We start from the raw sequence: 20280 nt of genomic DNA on the forward strand, positions 1-20280 counted from the left end.
GGCGTCAGCGCCGGCCGTGCGCCCGCTGCTCGGCTTCCAGCGAGGCGGCCGCATCGACATAGGCTTCCTGGCGGGCGACGCTCCAGTATTTGAGGTCGTGGGGCAGGAGGATGGTCTGGCCGGTGATGGCGCAGCGCACGAAGCTGCCGGACTTGACCACCTGGAAGTCCCCGTCGAGATATTCGATCACGGCCTCGCCGCCGCCCCGTCCGGGAAATTCCACCCTGTTCATCGTGAGGTCCTCGGGCGGGTCCTGCCCGCGGTCATCTGGGGGCGGTCCGTGCGGAGCGCCTGCTGTCCGGGCAAATCTGGCGTATCGGCCGGAGCGTTTCAAGTCGGGGTTCGCGCGCAGCGGCGCGGCGTCACGTCCCTGTCGTCTTGTTCGGGCGGGCGGCGAGCAGTTCGAGGCTGCCGGTCATGTCGCCCTTCACCTCGAGATCGAGCCGTTCAAGGTCGCGCTTGCGCACGTCCGCCTCGATCTCGCGCACCCGTTCGGGCGGTGTTCCAAGGTCGAGCAGCGCCTGCCGGCCGAAGACGAGGCCGGACTCCACCGTCTCGCGGATCTGGAAGTCGACGCCGGCGCGAATCAGCTCCACCGCATGCAGCCGGTCGCGGGCGCGGCAATAGACCCGGGCCTGCGGGAACTCGGCCTGGATCATCTCCACCGCCTTGTGCATCACCTTGGGGGATTCCATGCAGAGCGCGATCAGCCGGGCCTCGCCGCAGCCGGCAGCGCGCAGCACGTCGGCGCGGGTCGCGTCGCCGTAATAGACCTTGACCCCGATCTTGGCCGCCTCGCGGATACGCGCCGCCGAATTGTCGAGGGCGGTGATCTCGATTCCCTCCGCCTCCAGCATCTGCGCCGCCATCCGGCCGAACCGCCCGAAGCCGATCACGACCACGCGGGCGCGCGCGTCCTCGAAGGTCTCCACGAACTCCTCGGCATAGCCGCGCTCGCGCAGCGCGGTGACGACCCGGTCGAAGGCCATGGTGATCACCGGCGTCAGGATCATCGTCAGCACCACCACCGCGGCGAGAAGACTGGCGAGATTGGCATTGAAGATGCCGCCGGCGACGGCCGCCGAATAGAGCACGAAGGCGAACTCGCCGCCCTGGGGCAGGGTGGCCGAAATCAGCAGCGCGTCGGCATTGCTGGATCCGAACAGCCGCGACAGCACGTAGAGGATCACGCCCTTGACCACCAGCGTCGCCAGCGCGAGGCCCAGCACCAGCAGCCAGGCGTCGAGCAGCAGCGCAAGGTTCAGCGTCATGCCGACGCCGATGAAGAACAGGCCGAGCAGCAGGCCGCGGAACGGGTCGAGGTCGGCCTCCAGCGTGAGACGGAAATTCGATTCCGACAGCAGCACGCCGGCAAGGAAGGCGCCCATCGCCATCGAGATCCCGACCACCTGCATCAAGGTCGCCGCGCCGAGCACGACCAGCAGGCCGGCGGCGGTCATGATCTCGCGGGCATTGGCGCCGGCCAGCATGCGGAAGGCGGGGTTGAGCAGGAACCGGCCGGTGAAGACGACGACGCCGACCGCCCCGGCGATCGCCGCCACCTCGCCGAGCGCGCCGAGCAGCCCGCCGGACCCGCCACTGCTGCGCGTGGACAGCAGCGACACGAGCGTGAGCAGCGGCACGATCGCCATGTCCTGCAACAGCAGGATCGAGAAGGCGCGTCGGCCGAAGGGCAGCGCGGCGTGGCCGCGCTCCTGCAGGATCTGCATCGCAAAGGCGGTGGAGGAAAGCGCAAGGCCGGCGCCGGCAATGGTGGCGACCCGCATGTCGTAGCCGACGAGGGCGAAGATGCCGGCGAGCGCCGCCATGGACAGCACCACCTGCAGGCTGCCGAGGCCGAAGATGTCGCGGCGCATCGACCACAGCCGCGAAGGCTTCAGTTCGAGCCCGATCAGGAACAGGAGGAGAATGACGCCGAGTTCGGCGACATGCAGCACCCGGTCGGCATCGTCGACGACACCGAGGCCATAGGGTCCGATCGCCAGCCCGGCGCAGAGGTAGCCGAGCACCGAGCCGAGGCCGAAGCGCTTGAACAGCGGCACGGCGATCACGGCCGCGGCCAGGAGGGCGAGCGGTTCGGCGAATGTGACGACGGTTTCGGAGGCCATGGCGTCGACGTGGCGGGGGGTGCGAAGGCGGGGCGAACACGGCCGAAGCTGCCGTTGCGACAACTATAGACCGAATCGGGGCGAATCGAGGTTCCAATTCGGACAAATCGTTGGTCGCCGGGCACGACAACGAACGACGCCGGCCCCAGGGATCGGGGCCGGCGCGGGAGACATCGGCGAAACGGAGACGAAAGGCGTTCAGGTGGCTGTGCCGCCGACCGTCACCGCGTCGATGCGCATCGACGGCTGGCCGACGCCGACCGGGACGCCCTGGCCGGACTTGCCGCAGGTGCCGATGCCGGGGTCGAGCGACATGTCGTTGCCGATCATGCGCACGCGGGTGAGTGCATCCGGGCCGTTGCCGATCAGCATCGCGCCCTTGACCGGGCGGTCGATCCGGCCGTCGCGGATCAGATAGGCCTCGGTCAGGTTGAACACGAACTTGCCGGAGACGATGTCGACCTGGCCGCCGCCCATGGCCGCGGCATAGAGCCCGTTCTTCACCGAGGCGACGATCTCGCCGGGGTCGGTGTCGCCGCCGAGCATGTAGGTGTTGGTCATCCGCGGCATCGGCACGTGGGCATAGGACTGGCGGCGGCCGTTGCCGGTGGAGGTCGTCCCCATCAGTCGGGCATTCTGCCGGTCCTGCATGTAGCCGACGAGCCGGCCGTCCTCGATCAGCGTGGTGCAGTTCGACGGGGTGCCCTCGTCGTCGACCGAGATCGAGCCGCGCCGGTCGGCGATCGTGCCGTCGTCGACGATGGTGACGCCCTTCGAGGCGACCATCTCGCCCATCAGGCCGGAGAAGGCGGAGGTCTTCTTGCGGTTGAAGTCGCCCTCGAGCCCGTGGCCGACCGCCTCGTGCAGCAGCACGCCGTTCCAGCCCGGGCCGATCACCACGTCCATGGTTCCGGCCGGCGCGGGCACGGCGTCGAGGTTGACGAGGGCCTGGCGCAGCGCCTCGTCGACCGAATGCTGCCAGCGGTCGGTGAGGATGAAGCTGTCGTAGCCGAGCCGGCCGCCCTCGCCATGGGAGCCCGATTCCTGCCGGTCGCCGTCGCCGACCACGACCGAGACGTTGACCCGCACCAGTGGCCGCACGTCGCGCACCCGCAGGCCGTCGGCGCGCAGGATCTCCACCACCTTCCATGAGGCGGCGAGCGAGGCCGTGACCTGGCGCACCCGCGGATCCTTCGCCCGGGCATAGGCGTCGATCTCGGCGAGCAGGGTCACCTTGTCGCCGAAGGCCGGGCCGGCCAGCGGATCGACATCGCCGTAGAGCCGGCGGTTGGTCGGCATCGGGCCGGCGGCGAGGAGGCCGGAATGGCCGCGCGCGACGGCGGAGACCGCGCTCGCCGCCCGCTTCAGCGCCGCCTCGGAAATGTCGTCGGCATGGGCATAGCCCACCGCCTCGCCGGCCACAGCCCTCAGTCCGAACCCTTGCGAGGTGTCGTAGGTGGCGGTCTTGAGCCGGCCGTTGTCGAAGGCGAGCACCTCCGAATGGGAATATTCCAGATAGAGCTCGCCGTCGTCGGCCCCGGCCAGAGCCTGCGCAACGATGCGCCGCGCCGCGTCGGGATCGAGGCCGGTGGCGGCGAAGAGATCGGTCGGATGCTGGGTCATGGCGGGAATCCGGGTCGGCGGTGGCGGAACGTTGCCTCAACAGATAGGTCGCCGCGGCCGGCGTGTCACCCCGCCGGGAGGTGATCCGGGCGGATCCGTCCGGATCAGTAGAGAGTCGCCTGGTAGCGCTCCAGCATCTCGGCCTGGGTCTCGGCCGTTGCGGCAAGGCCGAGCTGATCCTTCAGCATCTCGCCCATGGAGGGGATCGCGCTGCGGTCGATCCGCGCTTCGGGGTCCCACAGCCGGGCGCGCATCAGCGCCTTGGCGCAGTGGAGATAGGCCTCGCGCACATGGACGACCAGCACGGTCTTCGGCGCCCGCTCGCCGACGGCGAATCGGGCGCACAGATCCGCGTCGTCGCGGATCTCGGCGGTGCCCTGCACCCGCAGCGTCTCGTCCATGCCGGGAATGAGGAAAAGAAGGCCGACGCCGGGGTTGGCGACGACATTGAGCAGCGTGTCGATGCGGTTGTTGCCGGGCTGGTCGGGCAGGATCAGGGTGCAGTCGTCGGCGACCTCGACGAAGCCCGGCGCGTCGCCGCGCGGCGTGATGTCCCCGAGGCCATCGGGGCCGGTCGAGGACAGGACGACGAAGGGCGACAGGCCGATGATGCGGCGGCAATGCACGTCGAGCGCCGGCAGCACCTTGCGCGCCGAACGCGGGTTGGGCGTGCCGTAGAGGGCGCGCAGATCCTCGGCCGACGTCAGCTTCGCCATCACATTCTCGTTCTTGCTGCGGGAAGTTCGAACCGGGCGGGCAGGCGCCCCTCACGGCAGGGCGGCGACGCCTTCCTTGAAGCCCTTCAGCGAGATCGGGATGCCGATGCCTTCCTCGGGCGTCTGGAAGATGATGAAGGTCGCGGCCGAACCGGTCGACATCTGGTTCATCAGATCCTCCTCCATCACCGCCTCGGCAAAGCAGCCGTTGGCGAGACAGCGCACGAAGGCGGTGCGGCCGATGTCCTTGTCGTCGATCCGCAGGCCGAGGCCCGAGGGCAGCAGCACGCCGAGCGGGGCGAGCACGCGCAGGATCGGCGTCTTCTTGTCGGCGGTCTTCACGATGATCACCGACAGGCCGACGTTGTCGCGGTCCTCGGCCGTCACGTTCTGGATCAGGGCGCACTGTTCGTCGCGCGCGCCGGGCGGCTGGTCGCAGCGGATCTGCCAGTCGTCGAAGACGGTCTTCACCGTGCCCTGGGCCTGCGCCGGGCCGGCCGGCGCCAGCAGGCCTCCGGCAGCGAGGACGGCGGCCGCGACGAGCGAGGCGATACGTGTTGCGGGCGAAGCCATCATCGGTACTCGTTCCGGCGGTTGATTCTGAGCGCGTTCATTCTGTCCTCCACCCGGGCTGCCGGCCAGCGAAAAGCGCCGTAGTGCACCGATGGTCCCCGGCAAGGGTGTACCAATGTCCTCCACCCTACGAAAGCATAGGTGTTTGCCCAACATGGCGAGGGGATGGCGAAATCGCGGCAGGGGCGGCGCGGAAGGCTCTGAAATCTCGACGGGTTCGGGCGGTGCCGCGGGGCTTGCCCCGGCTCTGTCTGGAACTGGTGCAAATTTGCCGCAATCTGGTCCGCCAGATGCCATTGCGGTGCGCGCGTCCTTGTGTTTTTTCTCGCAAGCGGTTTGATCTGTGTCAAAACGTGCCCTTGCGCGGGGCCGGAGGCTGACGCATGCGTTGCGGCGGGCCTTCAGTCCGCGGCGGGCCGGTCACTGCGGCGACGCCGGCTGATGCGGCATCCCGCCGATGTGACGGACCCGGCCATGAGGGCGCGTCGAGACCAAGCGGGACGGCCGAGCCGGCACAGCGCCTTGAGTTTCAGGGCTGCGAGGCGAAGCAGTGCCATCGTTAAGGGAGCGGAAGACGTGACGAATTTCGTGAAGCGCCTGAAAGGCCTCGCCGCCATGGCGTCGGCGGCGGCGACGGCCGGGGCCGTTTCCATCGGAGCGGCGATCGCCGCTCAGCCCAAGCCCTGGGAAATGGATCTCCAGCCGGCCAGCACCGAGGTGATGGCCGACATCCGCTGGTTCGAATCCTTCACCTTCTGGATCATCACCGTCATCACGCTGTTCGTGCTGGCGCTGCTGATCATCGTCTGCGTCAAGTTCGCCGCCAAGAAGAACCCGGTTCCCTCGCGCACCACGCACCACACGATGATCGAGGTGGTGTGGACGATCGCGCCGATCCTGATCCTGCTGGTGATCGCGATCCCGTCCTTCCGTCTCCTCTACAAGGAGATCGTGATCCCGGAAGCCGACATGACGGTGAAGGTGACCGCGAGCAAGTGGTACTGGAGCTACGAGTATCCGGACAACGACGACATCGCCTTCGACAGCTACATGCTGGAAGACGACGCCATCACCGATCCGATCAAGCAGCCGCGCCTGCTCGCCGTCGACAACCCGATGGTCGTTCCGGTCGGCAAGACGGTCCGCGTGCAGGTGACGGCCGCCGACGTGATCCACTCCTTCGCCATGCCGGCCTTCGGCGTGAAGATGGACGCCATGCCGGGCCGTCTCAACGAGACCTGGTTCAAGGCCGACCACGAAGGCACCTTCTACGGCCAGTGTTCGGAACTGTGCGGCCAGCGTCACGCCTTCATGCCGATCGAGATCCGGGTCGTGTCGGATGCGGTCTACGCCCAGTGGGCGGCGGCGGCCAAGGACGACATCGACGCCGCGACCCAGCTGCTCGCCACGCTGGAAGAGCAGAAGGACGCCGAGGTGGCCTCGCGCTGAGGCCCTGCGGCGGCCCGCGGGCCGCCGACACGTGATTTCCGCCGGCCCCCGTCAGTGCGAGGCCGGCGCCTGTGACAGATCAAGAGGAGCCTCGAAGATGGCCACCGCCCACGCTGCGGCGCATGCGCATCCGACCGGATGGCGGCGCTACGTCTACTCGACGAACCACAAGGACATCGGCATCATGTACCTGATCTTCGCGATCTTCGCGGGGATCGTCGGCGGGGCTCTGTCCGTCGGCATGCGCATGGAGCTGCAGGAACCGGGGATGCAGATCTTCGGTGACCCGAACGTGTTCAACATGTTCACCACCGCCCACGGCCTGATCATGATCTTCTTCATGGTCATGCCGGCGATGATCGGCGGCTATGCCAACTACTTCGTGCCGATCATGATCGGCGCGCCGGACATGGCCTTCCCGCGGATGAACAACATCTCCTTCTGGCTCGTCCCGCCGGCCTTCCTGCTGCTGCTCCTGTCGATGTTCGTCGAGGGCGCGGACGGCACCAACGGCGTGACCGGCGGCTGGACGATCTACCCGCCCTATTCGACCAGCGGCACCCCCGGCCCGGCGATGGATTTCGCGATCCTGTCGCTGCATGTCGCCGGCGCCTCGTCGATCCTCGGCGCGATCAACTTCATCACCACCATCTTCAACATGCGCGCCCCGGGCATGACGCTGCACAAGATGCCGCTCTTCGCCTGGTCGGTGCTGATCACGGCCTTCCTGCTGCTGCTCTCGCTCCCGGTTCTCGCCGGCGCGATCACCATGCTGCTGACGGACCGCAACTTCGGCACCACCTTCTTCGATCCGGCCGGCGGCGGCGATCCGATCCTGTTCCAGCACCTGTTCTGGTTCTTCGGTCACCCCGAGGTGTACATCCTGATCCTTCCGGGCTTCGGCATGATCAGCCACATCATCTCGACCTTCTCGAAGAAGCCCGTGTTCGGCTACCTCGGCATGGCCTACGCCATGGTCGCGATCGGCGGCGTCGGCTTCATCGTGTGGGCGCACCACATGTACACGGTCGGCCTCTCGGTCGACACGCAGGCCTATTTCGTCGCGGCGACCATGGTCATCGCGGTGCCGACGGGCGTGAAGATCTTCTCCTGGATCGCGACGATGTGGGGTGGCTCGCTCGAGTTCCGCACGCCGATGATCTGGGCGATCGGCTTCATCTTCCTGTTCACGGTCGGCGGCGTCACGGGCGTCCAGCTTGCCAACGCCGGCTTCGACCGCGTGGTCCACGACACCTACTACGTGGTGGCGCACTTCCACTACGTGCTGTCGCTGGGTGCCGTGTTCGCGATCTTCGCGGCCTGGTACTACTGGTTCCCGAAGATGTTCGGCTACATGTACAACGAGACCATCGGCAAGACCCACTTCTGGGTGACCTTCGTCGGCGTGAACCTCGTGTTCTTCCCGCAGCACTTCCTCGGTCTGTCGGGCATGCCGCGCCGCTACGTCGACTATCCGGACGCGTTCGCCGGCTGGAACTTCGTCTCCTCGATCGGCTCCTACATCTCCGCCGTCGGCGTGCTGATCTTCCTCTTCGGCGTGTTCGAGGCCTTCGCCAAGAAGCGCGTCGCCGGCAACAACCCCTGGGGTGAAGGCGCGACCACGCTGGAGTGGACGCTGACCTCGCCGCCGCCGTTCCACCAGTTCGAGAAGCTGCCGCGCTTCCGTGGCGACGTGCACTGACCGGCTGATGCGGACCTGACGATGTGGCCGGACGCCCGCGCCCGGCCACAGGATGACAAGACGCTGCGGACGGCAAGGTGGTTGTCCGCGCACATGTGACGGATGGCGGCATGCGGGCCCGACGAGGCCGACGCCGCCTCCGGCCGGACGAGGCGACGGTCGCAGGGCCGGCGCGTTTCGAAGGCCTCACCGAGTGGGAAAGACGAAGAGTATGGCACTGGTCGAAGAGCGGATGCACGAGATCGGCTCCGATGAATGGTCGGGCGGCGCGTCCGTCGGCGATTTCTTCGAACTTCTGAAGCCGCGCGTCATGTCGCTGGTGATCTTCACCGCGCTGGTCGGCATCGTGCTTGCGCCCGGCGGCGTCCATCCGCTGCTCGGCGCCGTGGCCCTCCTGGCGATCGCGGTCGGCGCCGGGGCCTCCGGCGCGCTCAACATGTGGTACGATGCCGACATCGACCGGGTGATGTCGCGCACCGCGGGACGCCCGATCCCGTCCGGCCGGGTCACGCCGGAAGAGGCGCTGTCCTTCGGCCTCGTGCTGGCGGTGCTCTCGGTGTTCACGCTCGGCGTGGCGCTGAACTGGGCGGCCGCGGCGCTGCTCGCCTTCACGATCTTCTTCTATGCCGTCGTCTACACGATGTGGCTGAAGCGCTCGACGCCGCAGAACATCGTGATCGGCGGGGCCGCCGGCGCCTTCCCGCCCATGATCGGCTGGGCCGCCGTCACCGGCGATGTGTCGCTGGCGAGCGTGGTGCTGTTCCTGATCATCTTCCTCTGGACGCCGCCGCACTTCTGGGCCCTGGCGCTGGTGAAGTCCGACGATTACGCCCGCGCCGGCATCCCGATGATGCCGATCGTCGCCGGCAATGCCTCGACGCGGCGCCAGATCGTCGTCTACTCGGTGATCTTCGCCTTGATCGGGCTGGCCCCCTGGGCCCTCGGCTTCGGCGGCATGGTCTACGGCGTCACGGCGGGGGTGCTGGGTGCGATCTTCGTCGGCCTCTCGGTCGACATCCTGCGCACCGGCGATGGCCCGCACGCCCGCAAGGTGTCGATGCGGCTGTTCCTGTTCTCGATCTTCCATCTGTTCGCGCTCTTCGCCGTTCTTCTCGGCGAGCGGCTGGCGACAATCCTTGCAGGCTGACATGGTTGACGAAGTCATGAGGGACGACGAGATCGAACTCACCCCGGCGCAGCAGCGCAAGCGGCGCAATCGCAACATCGCGATCGGCCTCGCGCTCGCCGGCCTGGTGGTGCTTTTCTACCTCGTCACCATCGTGAAGCTCGGGGTGAACGTGCTGAACCGGCCGCTCTGACCGCAGGGCAGGGCGGAGAGGCAATGTCGGACACAGGGCAGGCAGGATCTGGGATGACGGACGAGACGACCGACAAGGGCGAGGGCAAGGGCAGCACGGGCAACAACCGTCTCGTCGTGCTGTGCTGCGCGGCCTTCGTCTCCACGATGGTCGGCGTGTCCTTTGCGGCGGTGCCGCTCTACCAGCTGTTCTGCCAGGTGACGGGCTATGCCGGCACCACCCAGCGCGCGGACGCAGGTGGCGACGTGGTGCTCGACAAGGAGATCACCGTCCGCTTCGACGCCAACCTCGGCGGCCACCTGCCCTGGTCGTTCAAGCCGGATCAGAATTCCGTCAAGGTCAAGATCGGCGCCATGGAGACGGTCTACTACCGTGTCCGCAACCTCGCCGACCATGATGTCACCGCGACGGCAACCTTCAATGTCACCCCCGGCCGGGCCGGCCTGTTCTTCTCCAAGATCGCCTGCTTCTGCTTCACCGAGCAGACGCTGAAGGCCGGCGAGGAACTGCAGATGGGCGTGACCTTCTATGTCGATCCGGCGATCGTCGACGACAAGGAAGCCAAATACGTCGACACGATCACGCTGTCCTACACCTTCTTTCCGGTGAAGGGCTCCGAGACGCCGCTGGCGGCCGCGCCCCGGCCGCAGTCGGCCTCGGACGGATCGTGACGACGGGGAATGTCCGGGGCGGCGTCGGCCGATCCGGGAAGACGTGGCGGTTCGCAAGGGGCGGTGCCGCCGCCTGAATTCGGCCGGGATCCGGGGTGGCAGGCCACTCCGGTCCAACGGCCGGACCATTGACAGCGGGGCGCGCGCAGTCCGTCAAGGACGGCGCCGCGCGCAGACCCGGGGGAGAAGAACGGTATGGCAGACGCACACAACGTTGATCACGACTATCACCTCGTCGACCCCAGCCCCTGGCCGGCGCTCGCCTCGCTCGGCGCCTTCGTCACGGCCTTCGGCGCGATCGGCCTGATGCGGGCGACCACCGAGCGCGAATTCGTGATGTTCGGGATCGACTTCACCACGCCGTGGATCTTCTTCGTCGGCCTGGCGATCGTGCTCTACACCTGCTTCATGTGGTGGCGGGACACGATCAAGGAGGCCCATGCCGGCTTCCACACCCGCGTGGTGTCCCTGCATCTGCGCTACGGGATGATCCTGTTCATCGCCTCGGAGGTGATGTTCTTCGTGGCCTGGTTCTGGGCCTTCTTCGATGCCAGCCTTTACCCGGGCGAGCCGCATCAGGTCCTGCGCGCCGAGCATACCGGTGGCGTCTGGCCGCCGGTCGGCATCGAGACCTTCGATCCCTGGCACCTGCCGCTGTTCAACACCATCATCCTGCTGACCTCCGGCACGACGGTGACCTGGGCCCACCATGCCCTGCTGCACGATGACCGCAAGGGCCTGATCTGGGGCCTGTCGCTGACGGTCGCCCTCGGCCTGCTGTTCTCCTACGTCCAGGCCGTGGAATACAGCCACGCGGCCTTCGACTTCGGCGGCAACATCTACGGCGCCACCTTCTTCATGGCGACCGGCTTCCACGGCTTCCATGTCATCATCGGCACGATCTTCCTGCTGATCTGCCTGCTCCGCGCGATGAAGGGCCACTTCACCTCCAAGCAGCATTTCGGCTTCGAGGCGGCGGCCTGGTACTGGCACTTCGTCGACGTGGTCTGGCTGTTCCTGTTCGTCGCCGTCTACATCTGGGCGGCCGGCCCGAGCCACTGACGGCAGCCGACGCGACACGCGAGGACACGATACGGCCGGCTCTTGCCGGCCGTATCCCGTTTCAAGGACCCCGGTCGAAAGGGAAGCCGCGATGGACGACAGCTCGCTCTACGCTCCGGTGCCGCCGGTGGGCGCAGGTCTGCGCGGGCGTTGCCCGCGCTGTGGCAACGGGCCCCTGTTCAAGGGCTTCCTCGACACCGCGCCGTCCTGCCGGGCCTGCGGGCTCGACTTCAAGTTCATCGATGCCGGCGACGGACCGGCGGTGTTCGTGATCCTGATCGTCGGCTTCATCGTGGTCGGCGCCGCGCTCGTCACCGAGGTGCGCTGGCAGCCGCCGATCTGGCTGCACATCCTGCTCTGGTTCCCGCTGACGCTCGGCCTCGGCCTCGGCATGCTGCGGCCGCTGAAGGGCCTCATGATCGCCCTCCAGTACAAGAACCGCGCCGAGGAAGGACGCCTCCTCACCGGCGCCGACGGCCACGGCCCGGAGCCGCGGCCGTGACCGAGGAAAGGTCCGGCATGTCGCACCTGCGCCTCGCCGTGTCCGCGGTTCTGACGCTCGGCGCGCTGGCCGTGCTGATCGGCCTCGGCACCTGGCAGCTTCAGCGCCTGTGGTGGAAGGAAGACCTGATCGCCCGGGTCGAGGCGCGCGTCACCGCGCCGCCCGAGGCCCTGCCGCCCGCGGCCGCATGGCCAACTCTGACGTCGGACGGGATCGAGTTCCGGCGCGTCGCCTTCGAGGCGACCTACCTTCATGACCGCGAGGTCCATGTCTACATCGCCCTGACCCAGCCGCGCGGTCCGATTGGCGGGCAGGGCTATTTCGTGGTGACGCCGGCCCGGCTGGCCGATGGCCGCATCGTCTTCGTCAACCGCGGCTTCGTGCCACTCGACCGCAAGGACCCGGCCACGCGCGCCGAAGGGCAGGTCGCGGGCGAGCGGACGATCGTCGGCCTGATGCGCCCGCCGGAACCCTCGTCGTGGATCACCCCCGCGCCGGACATCGCCCGGAATGTCTGGTTCACGCGCGATCCGAAGGAGATGGCCGAGGCCAGCGCGCTCGATCCGGCGACGGTCGCGCCCTTCACCGTCGATGCCGAAGCCGGCGAGGCGCCCGGCGGCCTGCCGCAAGGCGGCGAGACCGTGCTGTCCTTCCCCAACAGCCATCTGAGCTATGTGATCACCTGGTACGGCCTTGCGCTGGCGCTGGTGGCGGTGGTCGGCTCGGTCCTGCTGCGACGGCGCAAGGCGCCGCGCTGAAGCGCGTGGCGGTCCGGATGCTCACGGGAGGACCTCATGACGCCGCCGTGTGCGGGGCCGGTTGTCGTCCTCGGCATGAGGCGCAATGTCTGTCCTTGCGGAAAATGACGAGTCCGGTCAGGGGATTGACGCGGTTCGTGCCGAAACTGAATCCGGAACGGTCTTCAAGCGATTGAAACAGAATCGTATTTGACCGGATCGCAAGCGAACTCGCCCGCAGCCGAAGCTCATAAATCGATTCAGGTTGCGTCTGCCTACGCCGCCAATCCATTGATCTATGGTCCGCCCGGCGGATGGCGCCGCAACAGGCCCATTTTGACAAACCGATTCAGGAAACAGTGTGAAGTATCTGAAAAAGAATCAATATCGGTGCAAAGGAACGTAAATAACGACAACAAGCTACTACGTGAAAATACTGGATAATGGTCTCTTGCGCAAGCGCGACAGCACAAAAGAGTGCGGCCGGCGTAGATGAGCGCCAGCGGCGGGGCTCAGGCCTTGGCCTTCACGCTCGCCGCCTTCTCGAAATGCTTGCGGATCTCGTCCGCCGTCATGGCGCCGCCGAAGTGGTCGCCCTGGCCAAGATCGCAGCCGAGGCCGGCGAGCTCGGTGGCGGCGGCTCGGTCTCGGTCCCTTCGGCCACGATCTCGAGGCCGAGGTCATGGGCAAGGCCGACGACGGCGCGGAGCATGATCAGGCGATTGCGATCCGGGCCATGCACGAAGCTGCGGTCGATCTTGACCGCGTCCACCGGCAGGCGCTGCAGGTAGGACAGCGAGGAGTAGCCGGCGCCGAAATCGTCGAGGGTCACGCGGGCGCCGAATTCGCGCAGGCGGGCGAGGATCTGGGCGGCGAATTCCGGGTTCTCCATCACCATCGACTCGGGGAACTCGATCCGCAGCGCGCCCTTCGGCAGCGAGGTCCGCGACAGGGCCGCTTTCACGTCGTTGATGAGATCGTGGCGCAGCAGCTGCCGGCTGGTGACGTTGACGCTGACGAACAGCTGCTCGCCGTCCGGCAGGCTCTGCTGCCACTGGGCCAGCTGGCGGGCGGCGCGGTCGAGCACGAACAGGCCGAGCTGGACGATCTGGTCGGAGCGCTCGGCCGCCGGCACGAAGTCGGCCGGCGAGATCCGGCCGCGCTTGGGATGATCCCAGCGCAGATGCGCCTGGAAGCCGACGATGGCGCGGGTGTCGAGGCGCACCACGGGCTGGAACAGCAGCTGCAGCTCCTCGCGCTCCAGCGCGCGGCGCAGGTCGTTCTCCAGCACGAAGGCGTCGTTGGCACCCGAACGCAGCGAGGGGCGGAAGGTCTCGATCCTGTCGCCGCCGTTGCGCTTGGCAAAGGCGGTGGCGATCTCGGCGTCCTTGATGAACTCCATCGGATCGCGGGTCTCGCGGTCGTGGATCGCGATGCCGATCGAGGAGGTGAGGAAGATCTCCTGGTCGTGGAGGGCGATCGCGGCACGGATCGCGCGGCGCACCGCGTCGGCGAAGGCGGCGACGCGGTCGGGCATCTGCTCGGACAGGAGGATGATGCCGAAGTGGTCGCCGTCGATGCGGGCGAGCGTGTCGACCGGCTTCAGCAGCCGGGCCAGACGGCGGGCGACGGTCAGCAGGATCGAATCGCCGACCGCGAGCCCGAGGCTCTCGTTGATGTGGCGGAAGCGGTCGATGTCGATCATGAACACGGCCGGCCGCTGGGTGCCTTCCGTGGCGGCGCGCACGACCGCGGCGCCGAGCCGGTCGACGAACAGCTCGCGGCTCGGCAGGCCGGTCAGGTTGTCGTGCACGGCGTCGTGCAGCAGCCGCTCCTGGGCATTCTTCGATTCGGTGATGTCGAGCAGCGTGCCGACGCAGCGGATCACCTCCCCGTCGCCGCCAAGAATCGGCCGGGCCCGCAGGCGGAACCAGAGGTAGTGCCCGTCATGGGCGCGGATGCGGAAATTCTCGGCGATGCGCCCGCGCCGCTGCTCGACGATGGCGTCGAGGTTGGCGCGGAAGCGGTCGCGGTCCTGGCTGTGCAGCACCTGCAGCCAGTCACGTGCCGGCCCCTCCAGCGTGCCGCGCTTGAGGCCGAGCCGCGCCTCCGCCTCGGCGCTGGTGTAGATCCGGTCGCGGGCGACATCCCAGTCCCAGATCACGTCGCCGGCGCCGGTGAGCGCCAGCGCGCGGCGTTCGGTGTCGTTGATCAGCCCGTCGGAGATCGGCCCGCCGGCGAAGGCGTGCTGCATGACGGTGAAGCCGAGCAGCAGCACGATCAGCACGAGGCCGCCGGCCAGCGCCGGCTGCACGATGTCGTTGGCCAGATGCCCGGACACGGTGAGCCCGGTGCCGGCGAGCCAGGCGATGAAGATCAGCCAGGTCGGGATCAGCATGATCGCGCGGTCGTAGCCGTGGACGGCGAGCGCGAGGATCAGGATCAGGCCGGCGACGCCGAGGCCGGCCAGCGCCATGCGGGCGATGCCGGAGGCGATCGAGGGATCGTAGAAGGCAAGGCCCAGCAGGGCGGCGAGCACCACCAGCGTCAGCAGCATCACCTGGCTGTAGCGGAAGTGCCAGCGGCTGAGGTTGAGATAGGCGTAGAGGAAGATCACCAGCGTGACGGCGATCATCACCTCGCTGCCGGCGCGGTAGATCTGGTCGGCGCCGAGATCGACCTTGAACACCTTGTTCCAGAATCCGAAGTCGATGCAGAGATAGGCGAGCACGGTCCAGGCAAGGGCCGCCGTCGCCGGGAACATCATCGAGCCCTTCACCACGAACAGGATGGTGAGAAACAGCGCCAGCAGGCCGGAGATGCCGAGGATGATGCCGCGGAAGAGCGTGTAGGAGTTGACGTTGTCCTTGTAGGAATCCGGCGTCCACAGGGTCAGGCGCGGCAGCTGGCTGGTGCGCATCTCGGCGACGAAGGTGACGACGGTGCCCGGGTCGAGGGTCACCAGGAACACGTCGGCGTCGGTGCTGGTCTGGCGCTGCGGCGCGAATCCTTGGCTCGGCGTGATGTTGGCGATGCGCGAGGCGCCGAGGTCCGGCCACATGATGCCGGAGCCGGACAGGCGGAAATAGGGGGCGACGACGAGGCGGTCGAGCTGTTCGTCGGTGTTGTTGGCCAGCGCGAACACCGCCCAGCTGGTGGTCTCGGCGCCGTCGCGGGCGCGCACCTCGATGCGCCGGACGATGCCGTCGGCGCCGGGCGCGGTCGACACCTGGATCCGGTCGGCGTCCTCGTGGTGGATCTCGATCGCCGGCGTCAGCTCCAGCGCCACGCCATCGGCCGGCACGGCGATCGGCTCCAGCGCCAAGGCGGGCGCGGACAGGGCGGCCACGGCGAGCAGCATCGCGGCGACGAGCGCGAGAAGGCGGGCAAGGGGGCGGGGGAAGCGTCTCGATTGCAAGTCCGGTCGTCCTGTTCCGGCGTCCTGTCGGTCCTGTGGCGCAAGGCGCCCGCGATGCGGCAGGGCCGCGTCGCCTTCAAGGCATGGGCCGCCACGCCACGCACGGTCGTAGCACAGATGTCGGTCCCTCCGCAGGCGTCTCCGCGAAGGGGGTGGCCGGGCCGGTGACGTCGAACCGGCGGCGCTCAGATCCCGGGAGAAATCCTCGCGGCGTCCCCGTCGGCAAGTCCGGCCTGCCAGTCTTCGGCGTTGACGGCATAGAGCACATGGTCGCGCCATTTCCCGTCGATCAGGAGATAGCCGCGGGCAAAGCCCTCGCGAATGAAACCGGCTTTTTCGAGGAGACGGACCGAGCGTTCGTTGTGCGGCATCGACGCCGCCTCGACCCGGTGCAGACGGAGGTCGCGGAAGGCGAAGGCGAGCAGCCGCGCGGCCGCCTCGGCCATGTAGCCCTGCCCGGCGTGGGCCTCGCCCATCCAGTAGCCGAGCGAGCAGCTCATCGACACCCCGCGCCGGACATGGGAGAGGGTCGCCCCGCCGAGCAGCAGGCCGTCCACGGACCGGAACAGGAAGAAGGGATAGCTGCTGTCCTCGCGGATCTCGCGCTGGTAGCGCTTGATCCGGCGCTTGAACGAGGCCCGCGTCAGGTCGTCATGCGGCCAGCGCGGCTCCCAGGGCTCCAGGAAGCTCCGGCTGGCCTCGCGCAGGCCGGCCCAGGCCGGATGGTCGGCCATGGTCGGCACCCGCAGATAGGTCCTCCGGGTGGTGAGGACGGGATTCACGTCGCCGGCGACGACGCGCAGCAGCGTCATCGCGCGCGCCTTGCGCGCACCGCCTTGCGTGGCGGCGGAGCGCCGAGAGCCGAGGCCGGCGGCAGGGGCGCGCCGAGCCGATGGGCGATCCGGTCGAGGCCGGGCAGCGCCCGGATCGGGCCGATGGCCGAGAGGGTCGGGGCGGCGCCGGTGACGGTGCGGACGATGAAGTCGCGCACCATCTCGGCCGAGATGGCGTTGATCTGGCGGACCATCTCGTCGAGCGGGATCGAGCGGCCGTGGAACAGGATGTGGCGGGCGATCTGGCCGGCGCGGGCAGCGGGGCTTTCCAGCGTCATCAGCAGGCCGGCGCGCAGCTGGGCGCGGGCACGGGCCACCTCGACCTCGGTGACCGTGTCGGCGGCGCGCAGCAGCTCGTCGATCGTCGCCTCCACCAGCGTGCCGGCATCGTCGCCGCCGGTCGCCGCGTGGATGCCGAACAGGCCGTCGTCGGAGAAGGACCAGTGGAAGGCGTAGACCGAGTAGCAGAGGCCCCGCTTCTCGCGGATTTCCTGGAACAGCCGGGAGGACATGCCGCCGCCGAGCACCGAGCGGCGATCTGCGCGGTCATGAAGTCCGGCGAATGGTAGGAGGCGCCGCGGAAGCCGAGCACCACCTGCGCCTCCATCAGGTCCTGCTCCTCGCGCCGCTCGCCGCCGAGATAGGTGGCGCGCACGTCGTCGGGCGCCGCGGCATGGGCGAAGCTGTCGAAGCGCTCGCGCGCCATGCGCACCAGTTCGCCATGGTCCATCTTGCCGGCGGCAGCGATCACCGTGCGCGGGCCGACATACTGGCGGGCGAGATAGTGGCGCAGGGCGGCATGGTCGAAGCCGTTGACCGTGTCGACCGAGCCGAGGATCGGCCGGCCGATCGGCTGGCCCGGAAAGGCGGCCTCCTGGAAGAAGTCGAAGACGAGGTCTTCGGGCGTGTCCAGCGTTGCGCCGATCTCCTGGGTGATCACGTGCTTCTCGCGCACGAGCTCTTCCGGATCGAACACCGAGTCCTGGAGAATGTCGGCGAGGATGTCGAGCGCGAGCGGCATGTCGCCGGCCAGCACCCGGGCATAGTAGCTGGTGCTCTCGATCGAGGTGGCGGCGTTGAGCTCGCCGCCGACATTCTCGATCTCCTCGGCGATCGCCGCCGCGCTGCGGGTGCGCGTGCCCTTGAAGGCCATGTGCTCGAGGAGATGGGAGATGCCGTTCTCGGAGGGCAGTTCGGTGCGGGAGCCGGCGGCAACCCAGACGCCCAGCGCGGTGGAGGCGAGGTGCGGCATCGACTGGGAGACGACGGTGATGCCGTTGTTGAGCTTCGTAACCTCGACCACCATTGCGTCACGCTCCCAGGGATGCGGCTCTTGTCCGGCCAAGGATGAAATCTTCGATCCTGCCGCGGTCGTTGGCAAGGACGCTCTGCCGTTCGTCCCTTGCGAAGATGTCGCCGAGCCGCTCCGGCAGCGTCGGATGCCGGCCGCTGGCCGCGCTCACCGCGTCGGGGAACTTGGCCGGATGGGCGGTGGCAAGCGTCACCATCGGCGCCGTGCCGGCCAGATGGCGCTCGGCGACGACGACGCCCGTGGCCGTGTGCGGGTCGAGCAGATAGTCGGCCTCGCGCAGCATCCGGCCGATCGCCGCCGCCGTCTCCGCCTCGTCGGCCCGGCCGGCGGCAAAGCCGGCGCGGATTTCGGCCAGCGCGCCCGCCGGCACGTCGAAGGCGCCCGACTGCGACAGGCTGCCCATCATCGCCGTCACGGCGTCGGCGTCGCGCCCGGTCGCCTCGAACAGCAGCCGCTCGAAATTCGACGACACCTGGATGTCCATCGACGGCGACATGGTGGCCGACACGCCGCGGGTCTCGTAGCGGCCGGTCTCCAGCGTGCGCACGAGGATGTCGTTGACGTTGGTGGCGATCACCAGCGTCCTGATCGGCAGGCCCATCTGGCGGGCGACATGGCCGGCGAAGATGTCGCCGAAGTTGCCGGTCGGCACGGTGAAGCTGACCTTGCGGTGCGGCGCGCCGAGCGCGGTCGCGGCCACGAAATAGTAGACCACCTGGGCGACGATGCGGCCCCAGTTGATCGAGTTGACACCGGACAGATGCACCCGGTCGCGGAAGGCGAGATGGTTGAACATCGCCTTCACCTGCGCCTGGCAGTCGTCGAAGGTGCCCTCCAGCGCGATGGCGTGGACGTTGGCGTCCGCCACCGTCGTCATCTGCCGACGCTGCACGTCGGACACCCGGCCGTGCGGGAAGAGAATGAAGATGTCGGTGTTCTCGCGGCCGCGGAAGGCCTCGATCGCCGCCGAACCGGTGTCGCCGGAGGTGGCGCCGACGATGGTCGCCCGCTCGCCCTTCTCGGCCAGCACATGGTCCATCAGCCGGGCGAGCAGCTGCATCGCCACGTCCTTGAAGGCGATGGTCGCGCCGTGGAACAGCTCCAGCAGGAAGTGGTTCGGCCCGATCTGCACGAGCGGCGTCACGGCGGGATGATGGAAGCCGGCATAGGCGCCATCGATCATCCTGCGCAGCGCGTCCTGCGGAATGTCGTCGCCGACGAAAGGCTCGATCACCCGGAAGGCGACCTCCGAATAGGGCAGGCCGGCCAGCGCGGCGATCTCGCCGGCGCTGAGGGTCGGCCACCGCTCGGGAACATAGAGCCCGCCGTCGCGGGCAAGGCCGGCAAGCACGGCGCCGGAGAAGCTCAGGGCGGGCGCGCGGCCTCGGGTACTGACGTATTGCACGGAACGGGCAGACCTTCGTGGAAAGACGCCCTGTCCGGCGCGGAGGTCCGCGGACCCTATCGGCGATGGCGGGGGACTGCAATATGTGAGCACAGTCGTCAGCCTGCCGAAAGACATGGACGGATCGGCTGGGGTCTCGGTCACTTGAAGCAGTGAGGAGAGATGTCAAAGGAGATCAGCAAATTTCTGAGCCTCGTTCTGAGGCATGCCCCCGAGAAGATCGGGATCACCCTTGATGCAAACGGCTGGGTGGACGTTGATGTCCTTCTTGCTGCGGCCACCGCTTCAGGCGTCGCGATCGATCGGGCGACGATCGACAGGGTGGTGGCGGACAACGACAAGAAGCGTTTCACCTTCTCCGCTGACGGTGAACGGATCCGAGCGGCGCAGGGTCATTCGGTCTCCGTCGATCTCGCGCTGGTCCCCTCGACCCCTCCCGATGTCCTGTTCCACGGCACGGCCGTCACGAGCCTCGCGTCAATTCTGGCGACGGGCCTTTCCAGCCGCAGTCGCCAGCACGTCCATCTCTCGCACGACGAGGCAACGGCGACCCGGGTCGGCAGCCGCCATGGCCGACCGGTGGTGTTGCACGTGGATGCCGCGGCGATGCACCGGGACGGACATCTGTTTTTCTGTGCGGACAACGGGGTGTGGCTGACGGAGGCTGTACCGACGGCCTACCTGCGCGAGATCTGACAAGGCCGAGACGAAAGCTGGCAACTGCACCATGTGCGGCGTGCGGCAAGGCGCGATTTGGGTAGGGCTGCCGGCTTGGCTGATGCGGAGCCAGCCCCCTCATCCGGCCCTTCGGGCCACCTTCTCCCCTTGG

Annotated in this window: 16 protein-coding genes and 2 pseudogenes; 9 read left to right on the forward strand and 9 right to left on the reverse strand. The window is 68.1% G+C overall.

From position 1 onward, the window contains the following. Window positions 1-4: 4 nt before the first annotated feature. The 5 genes from A6302_RS04630 to A6302_RS04650 all read right to left on the reverse strand — a co-directional run bounded on the left by A6302_RS04630 (window position 5) and on the right by A6302_RS04650 (window position 5044). A complete protein-coding gene (locus tag A6302_RS04630; RefSeq protein ID WP_069306067.1) occupies window positions 5-232 on the reverse strand; it encodes a DUF2093 domain-containing protein in 228 nt (75 codons plus the stop codon). A 130-nt stretch (window positions 233-362) separates the two neighbouring features. Further along, the gene (locus A6302_RS04635) at window positions 363-2129 is read right to left on the reverse strand and encodes a monovalent cation:proton antiporter-2 (CPA2) family protein (RefSeq protein ID WP_069306068.1); all 1767 of its coding nucleotides are present in this window, start codon (window positions 2127-2129) and stop codon (window positions 363-365) included. A gap of 198 nt (window positions 2130-2327) precedes the next feature. Then, window positions 2328-3752, reverse strand: a complete 1425-nt coding sequence (gene tldD / locus A6302_RS04640) for a metalloprotease TldD (RefSeq protein WP_069306069.1) — start codon at window positions 3750-3752, stop codon at window positions 2328-2330. A gap of 104 nt (window positions 3753-3856) precedes the next feature. Beyond that, window positions 3857-4468, reverse strand: a complete 612-nt coding sequence (locus A6302_RS04645) for a pyridoxamine 5'-phosphate oxidase family protein (RefSeq protein WP_069306070.1) — start codon at window positions 4466-4468, stop codon at window positions 3857-3859. Window positions 4469-4519: 51 nt separating this feature from the next. Continuing rightward, window positions 4520-5044: an invasion associated locus B family protein gene (locus A6302_RS04650; RefSeq protein ID WP_069306071.1), complete on the reverse strand. Its 525-nt coding sequence runs from the start codon at window positions 5042-5044 to the stop codon at window positions 4520-4522. A 612-nt stretch (window positions 5045-5656) separates the two neighbouring features. Here A6302_RS04650 and coxB point away from each other — a divergent pair. From coxB to A6302_RS04685, 8 genes are all read left to right on the forward strand, one after another. Next, window positions 5657-6490: a cytochrome c oxidase subunit II gene (coxB, locus tag A6302_RS04655; protein ID WP_069306083.1), complete on the forward strand. Its 834-nt coding sequence runs from the start codon at window positions 5657-5659 to the stop codon at window positions 6488-6490. A gap of 97 nt (window positions 6491-6587) precedes the next feature. Next, window positions 6588-8192, forward strand: coding sequence for a cytochrome c oxidase subunit I (gene ctaD / locus A6302_RS04660; protein ID WP_069306072.1), 1605 nt, complete (start codon window positions 6588-6590; stop codon window positions 8190-8192). Between the two features lie 211 nt (window positions 8193-8403). Beyond that, window positions 8404-9339, forward strand: a complete 936-nt coding sequence (locus A6302_RS04665) for a heme o synthase (protein ID WP_069306073.1) — start codon at window positions 8404-8406, stop codon at window positions 9337-9339. Between the two features lies 1 nt (window position 9340). Further along, window positions 9341-9511, forward strand: coding sequence for a hypothetical protein (locus A6302_RS22675; protein ID WP_169833496.1), 171 nt, complete (start codon window positions 9341-9343; stop codon window positions 9509-9511). 53 nt (window positions 9512-9564) lie between these two features. Beyond that, entirely contained in the window at window positions 9565-10182 is a 618-nt protein-coding gene (locus A6302_RS04670) for a cytochrome c oxidase assembly protein (RefSeq protein ID WP_069306074.1), read from the forward strand. A 195-nt stretch (window positions 10183-10377) separates the two neighbouring features. Next, window positions 10378-11244 carry a cytochrome c oxidase subunit 3 gene (locus A6302_RS04675; RefSeq protein ID WP_069306075.1) on the forward strand — a complete coding sequence of 289 codons (867 nt, stop codon included), beginning with the start codon at window positions 10378-10380 and terminating at the stop codon, window positions 11242-11244. Window positions 11245-11335: 91 nt separating this feature from the next. Continuing rightward, window positions 11336-11746, forward strand: a complete 411-nt coding sequence (locus A6302_RS04680) for a DUF983 domain-containing protein (RefSeq protein ID WP_069306076.1) — start codon at window positions 11336-11338, stop codon at window positions 11744-11746. Beyond that, window positions 11743-12504 carry an SURF1 family protein gene (locus tag A6302_RS04685; protein WP_069306077.1) on the forward strand — a complete coding sequence of 254 codons (762 nt, stop codon included), beginning with the start codon at window positions 11743-11745 and terminating at the stop codon, window positions 12502-12504. The genes A6302_RS04680 and A6302_RS04685 overlap by 4 nt, the downstream gene beginning before the upstream one ends. Before the next feature lie 491 nt (window positions 12505-12995). Here the strand turns inward: A6302_RS04685 and A6302_RS04690 are convergent. From A6302_RS04690 to thrC, 4 genes and pseudogenes are all read right to left on the reverse strand, one after another. Then, window positions 12996-15844: pseudogene (locus tag A6302_RS04690) on the reverse strand (EAL domain-containing protein). A 242-nt stretch (window positions 15845-16086) separates the two neighbouring features. Further along, window positions 16087-16713 (reverse strand): GNAT family N-acetyltransferase, encoded by a 627-nt coding sequence (locus A6302_RS04695; RefSeq protein ID WP_069306078.1) that lies wholly within the window; start codon window positions 16711-16713, stop codon window positions 16087-16089. Next, window positions 16710-18040 (reverse strand): annotated as a pseudogene (locus A6302_RS04700) (M16 family metallopeptidase). The gene A6302_RS04695 and the pseudogene A6302_RS04700 overlap by 4 nt, the downstream one beginning before the upstream one ends. Before the next feature lie 4 nt (window positions 18041-18044). Further along, window positions 18045-19451 carry a threonine synthase gene (gene thrC / locus A6302_RS04705; RefSeq protein ID WP_069306079.1) on the reverse strand — a complete coding sequence of 469 codons (1407 nt, stop codon included), beginning with the start codon at window positions 19449-19451 and terminating at the stop codon, window positions 18045-18047. 162 nt (window positions 19452-19613) lie between these two features. Between thrC and A6302_RS04710 the strand changes: the two genes are divergently transcribed. Further along, on the forward strand, window positions 19614-20147 hold the full coding sequence (locus A6302_RS04710) for an RNA 2'-phosphotransferase (RefSeq protein WP_069306080.1): 534 nt from the start codon (window positions 19614-19616) through the stop codon (window positions 20145-20147). The last annotated feature ends 133 nt before the right edge of the window (window positions 20148-20280 follow it).

The organism is Methylobrevis pamukkalensis, from assembly GCF_001720135.1.
Classification (GTDB): Bacteria; Pseudomonadota; Alphaproteobacteria; order Rhizobiales; family Pleomorphomonadaceae; genus Methylobrevis; species Methylobrevis pamukkalensis.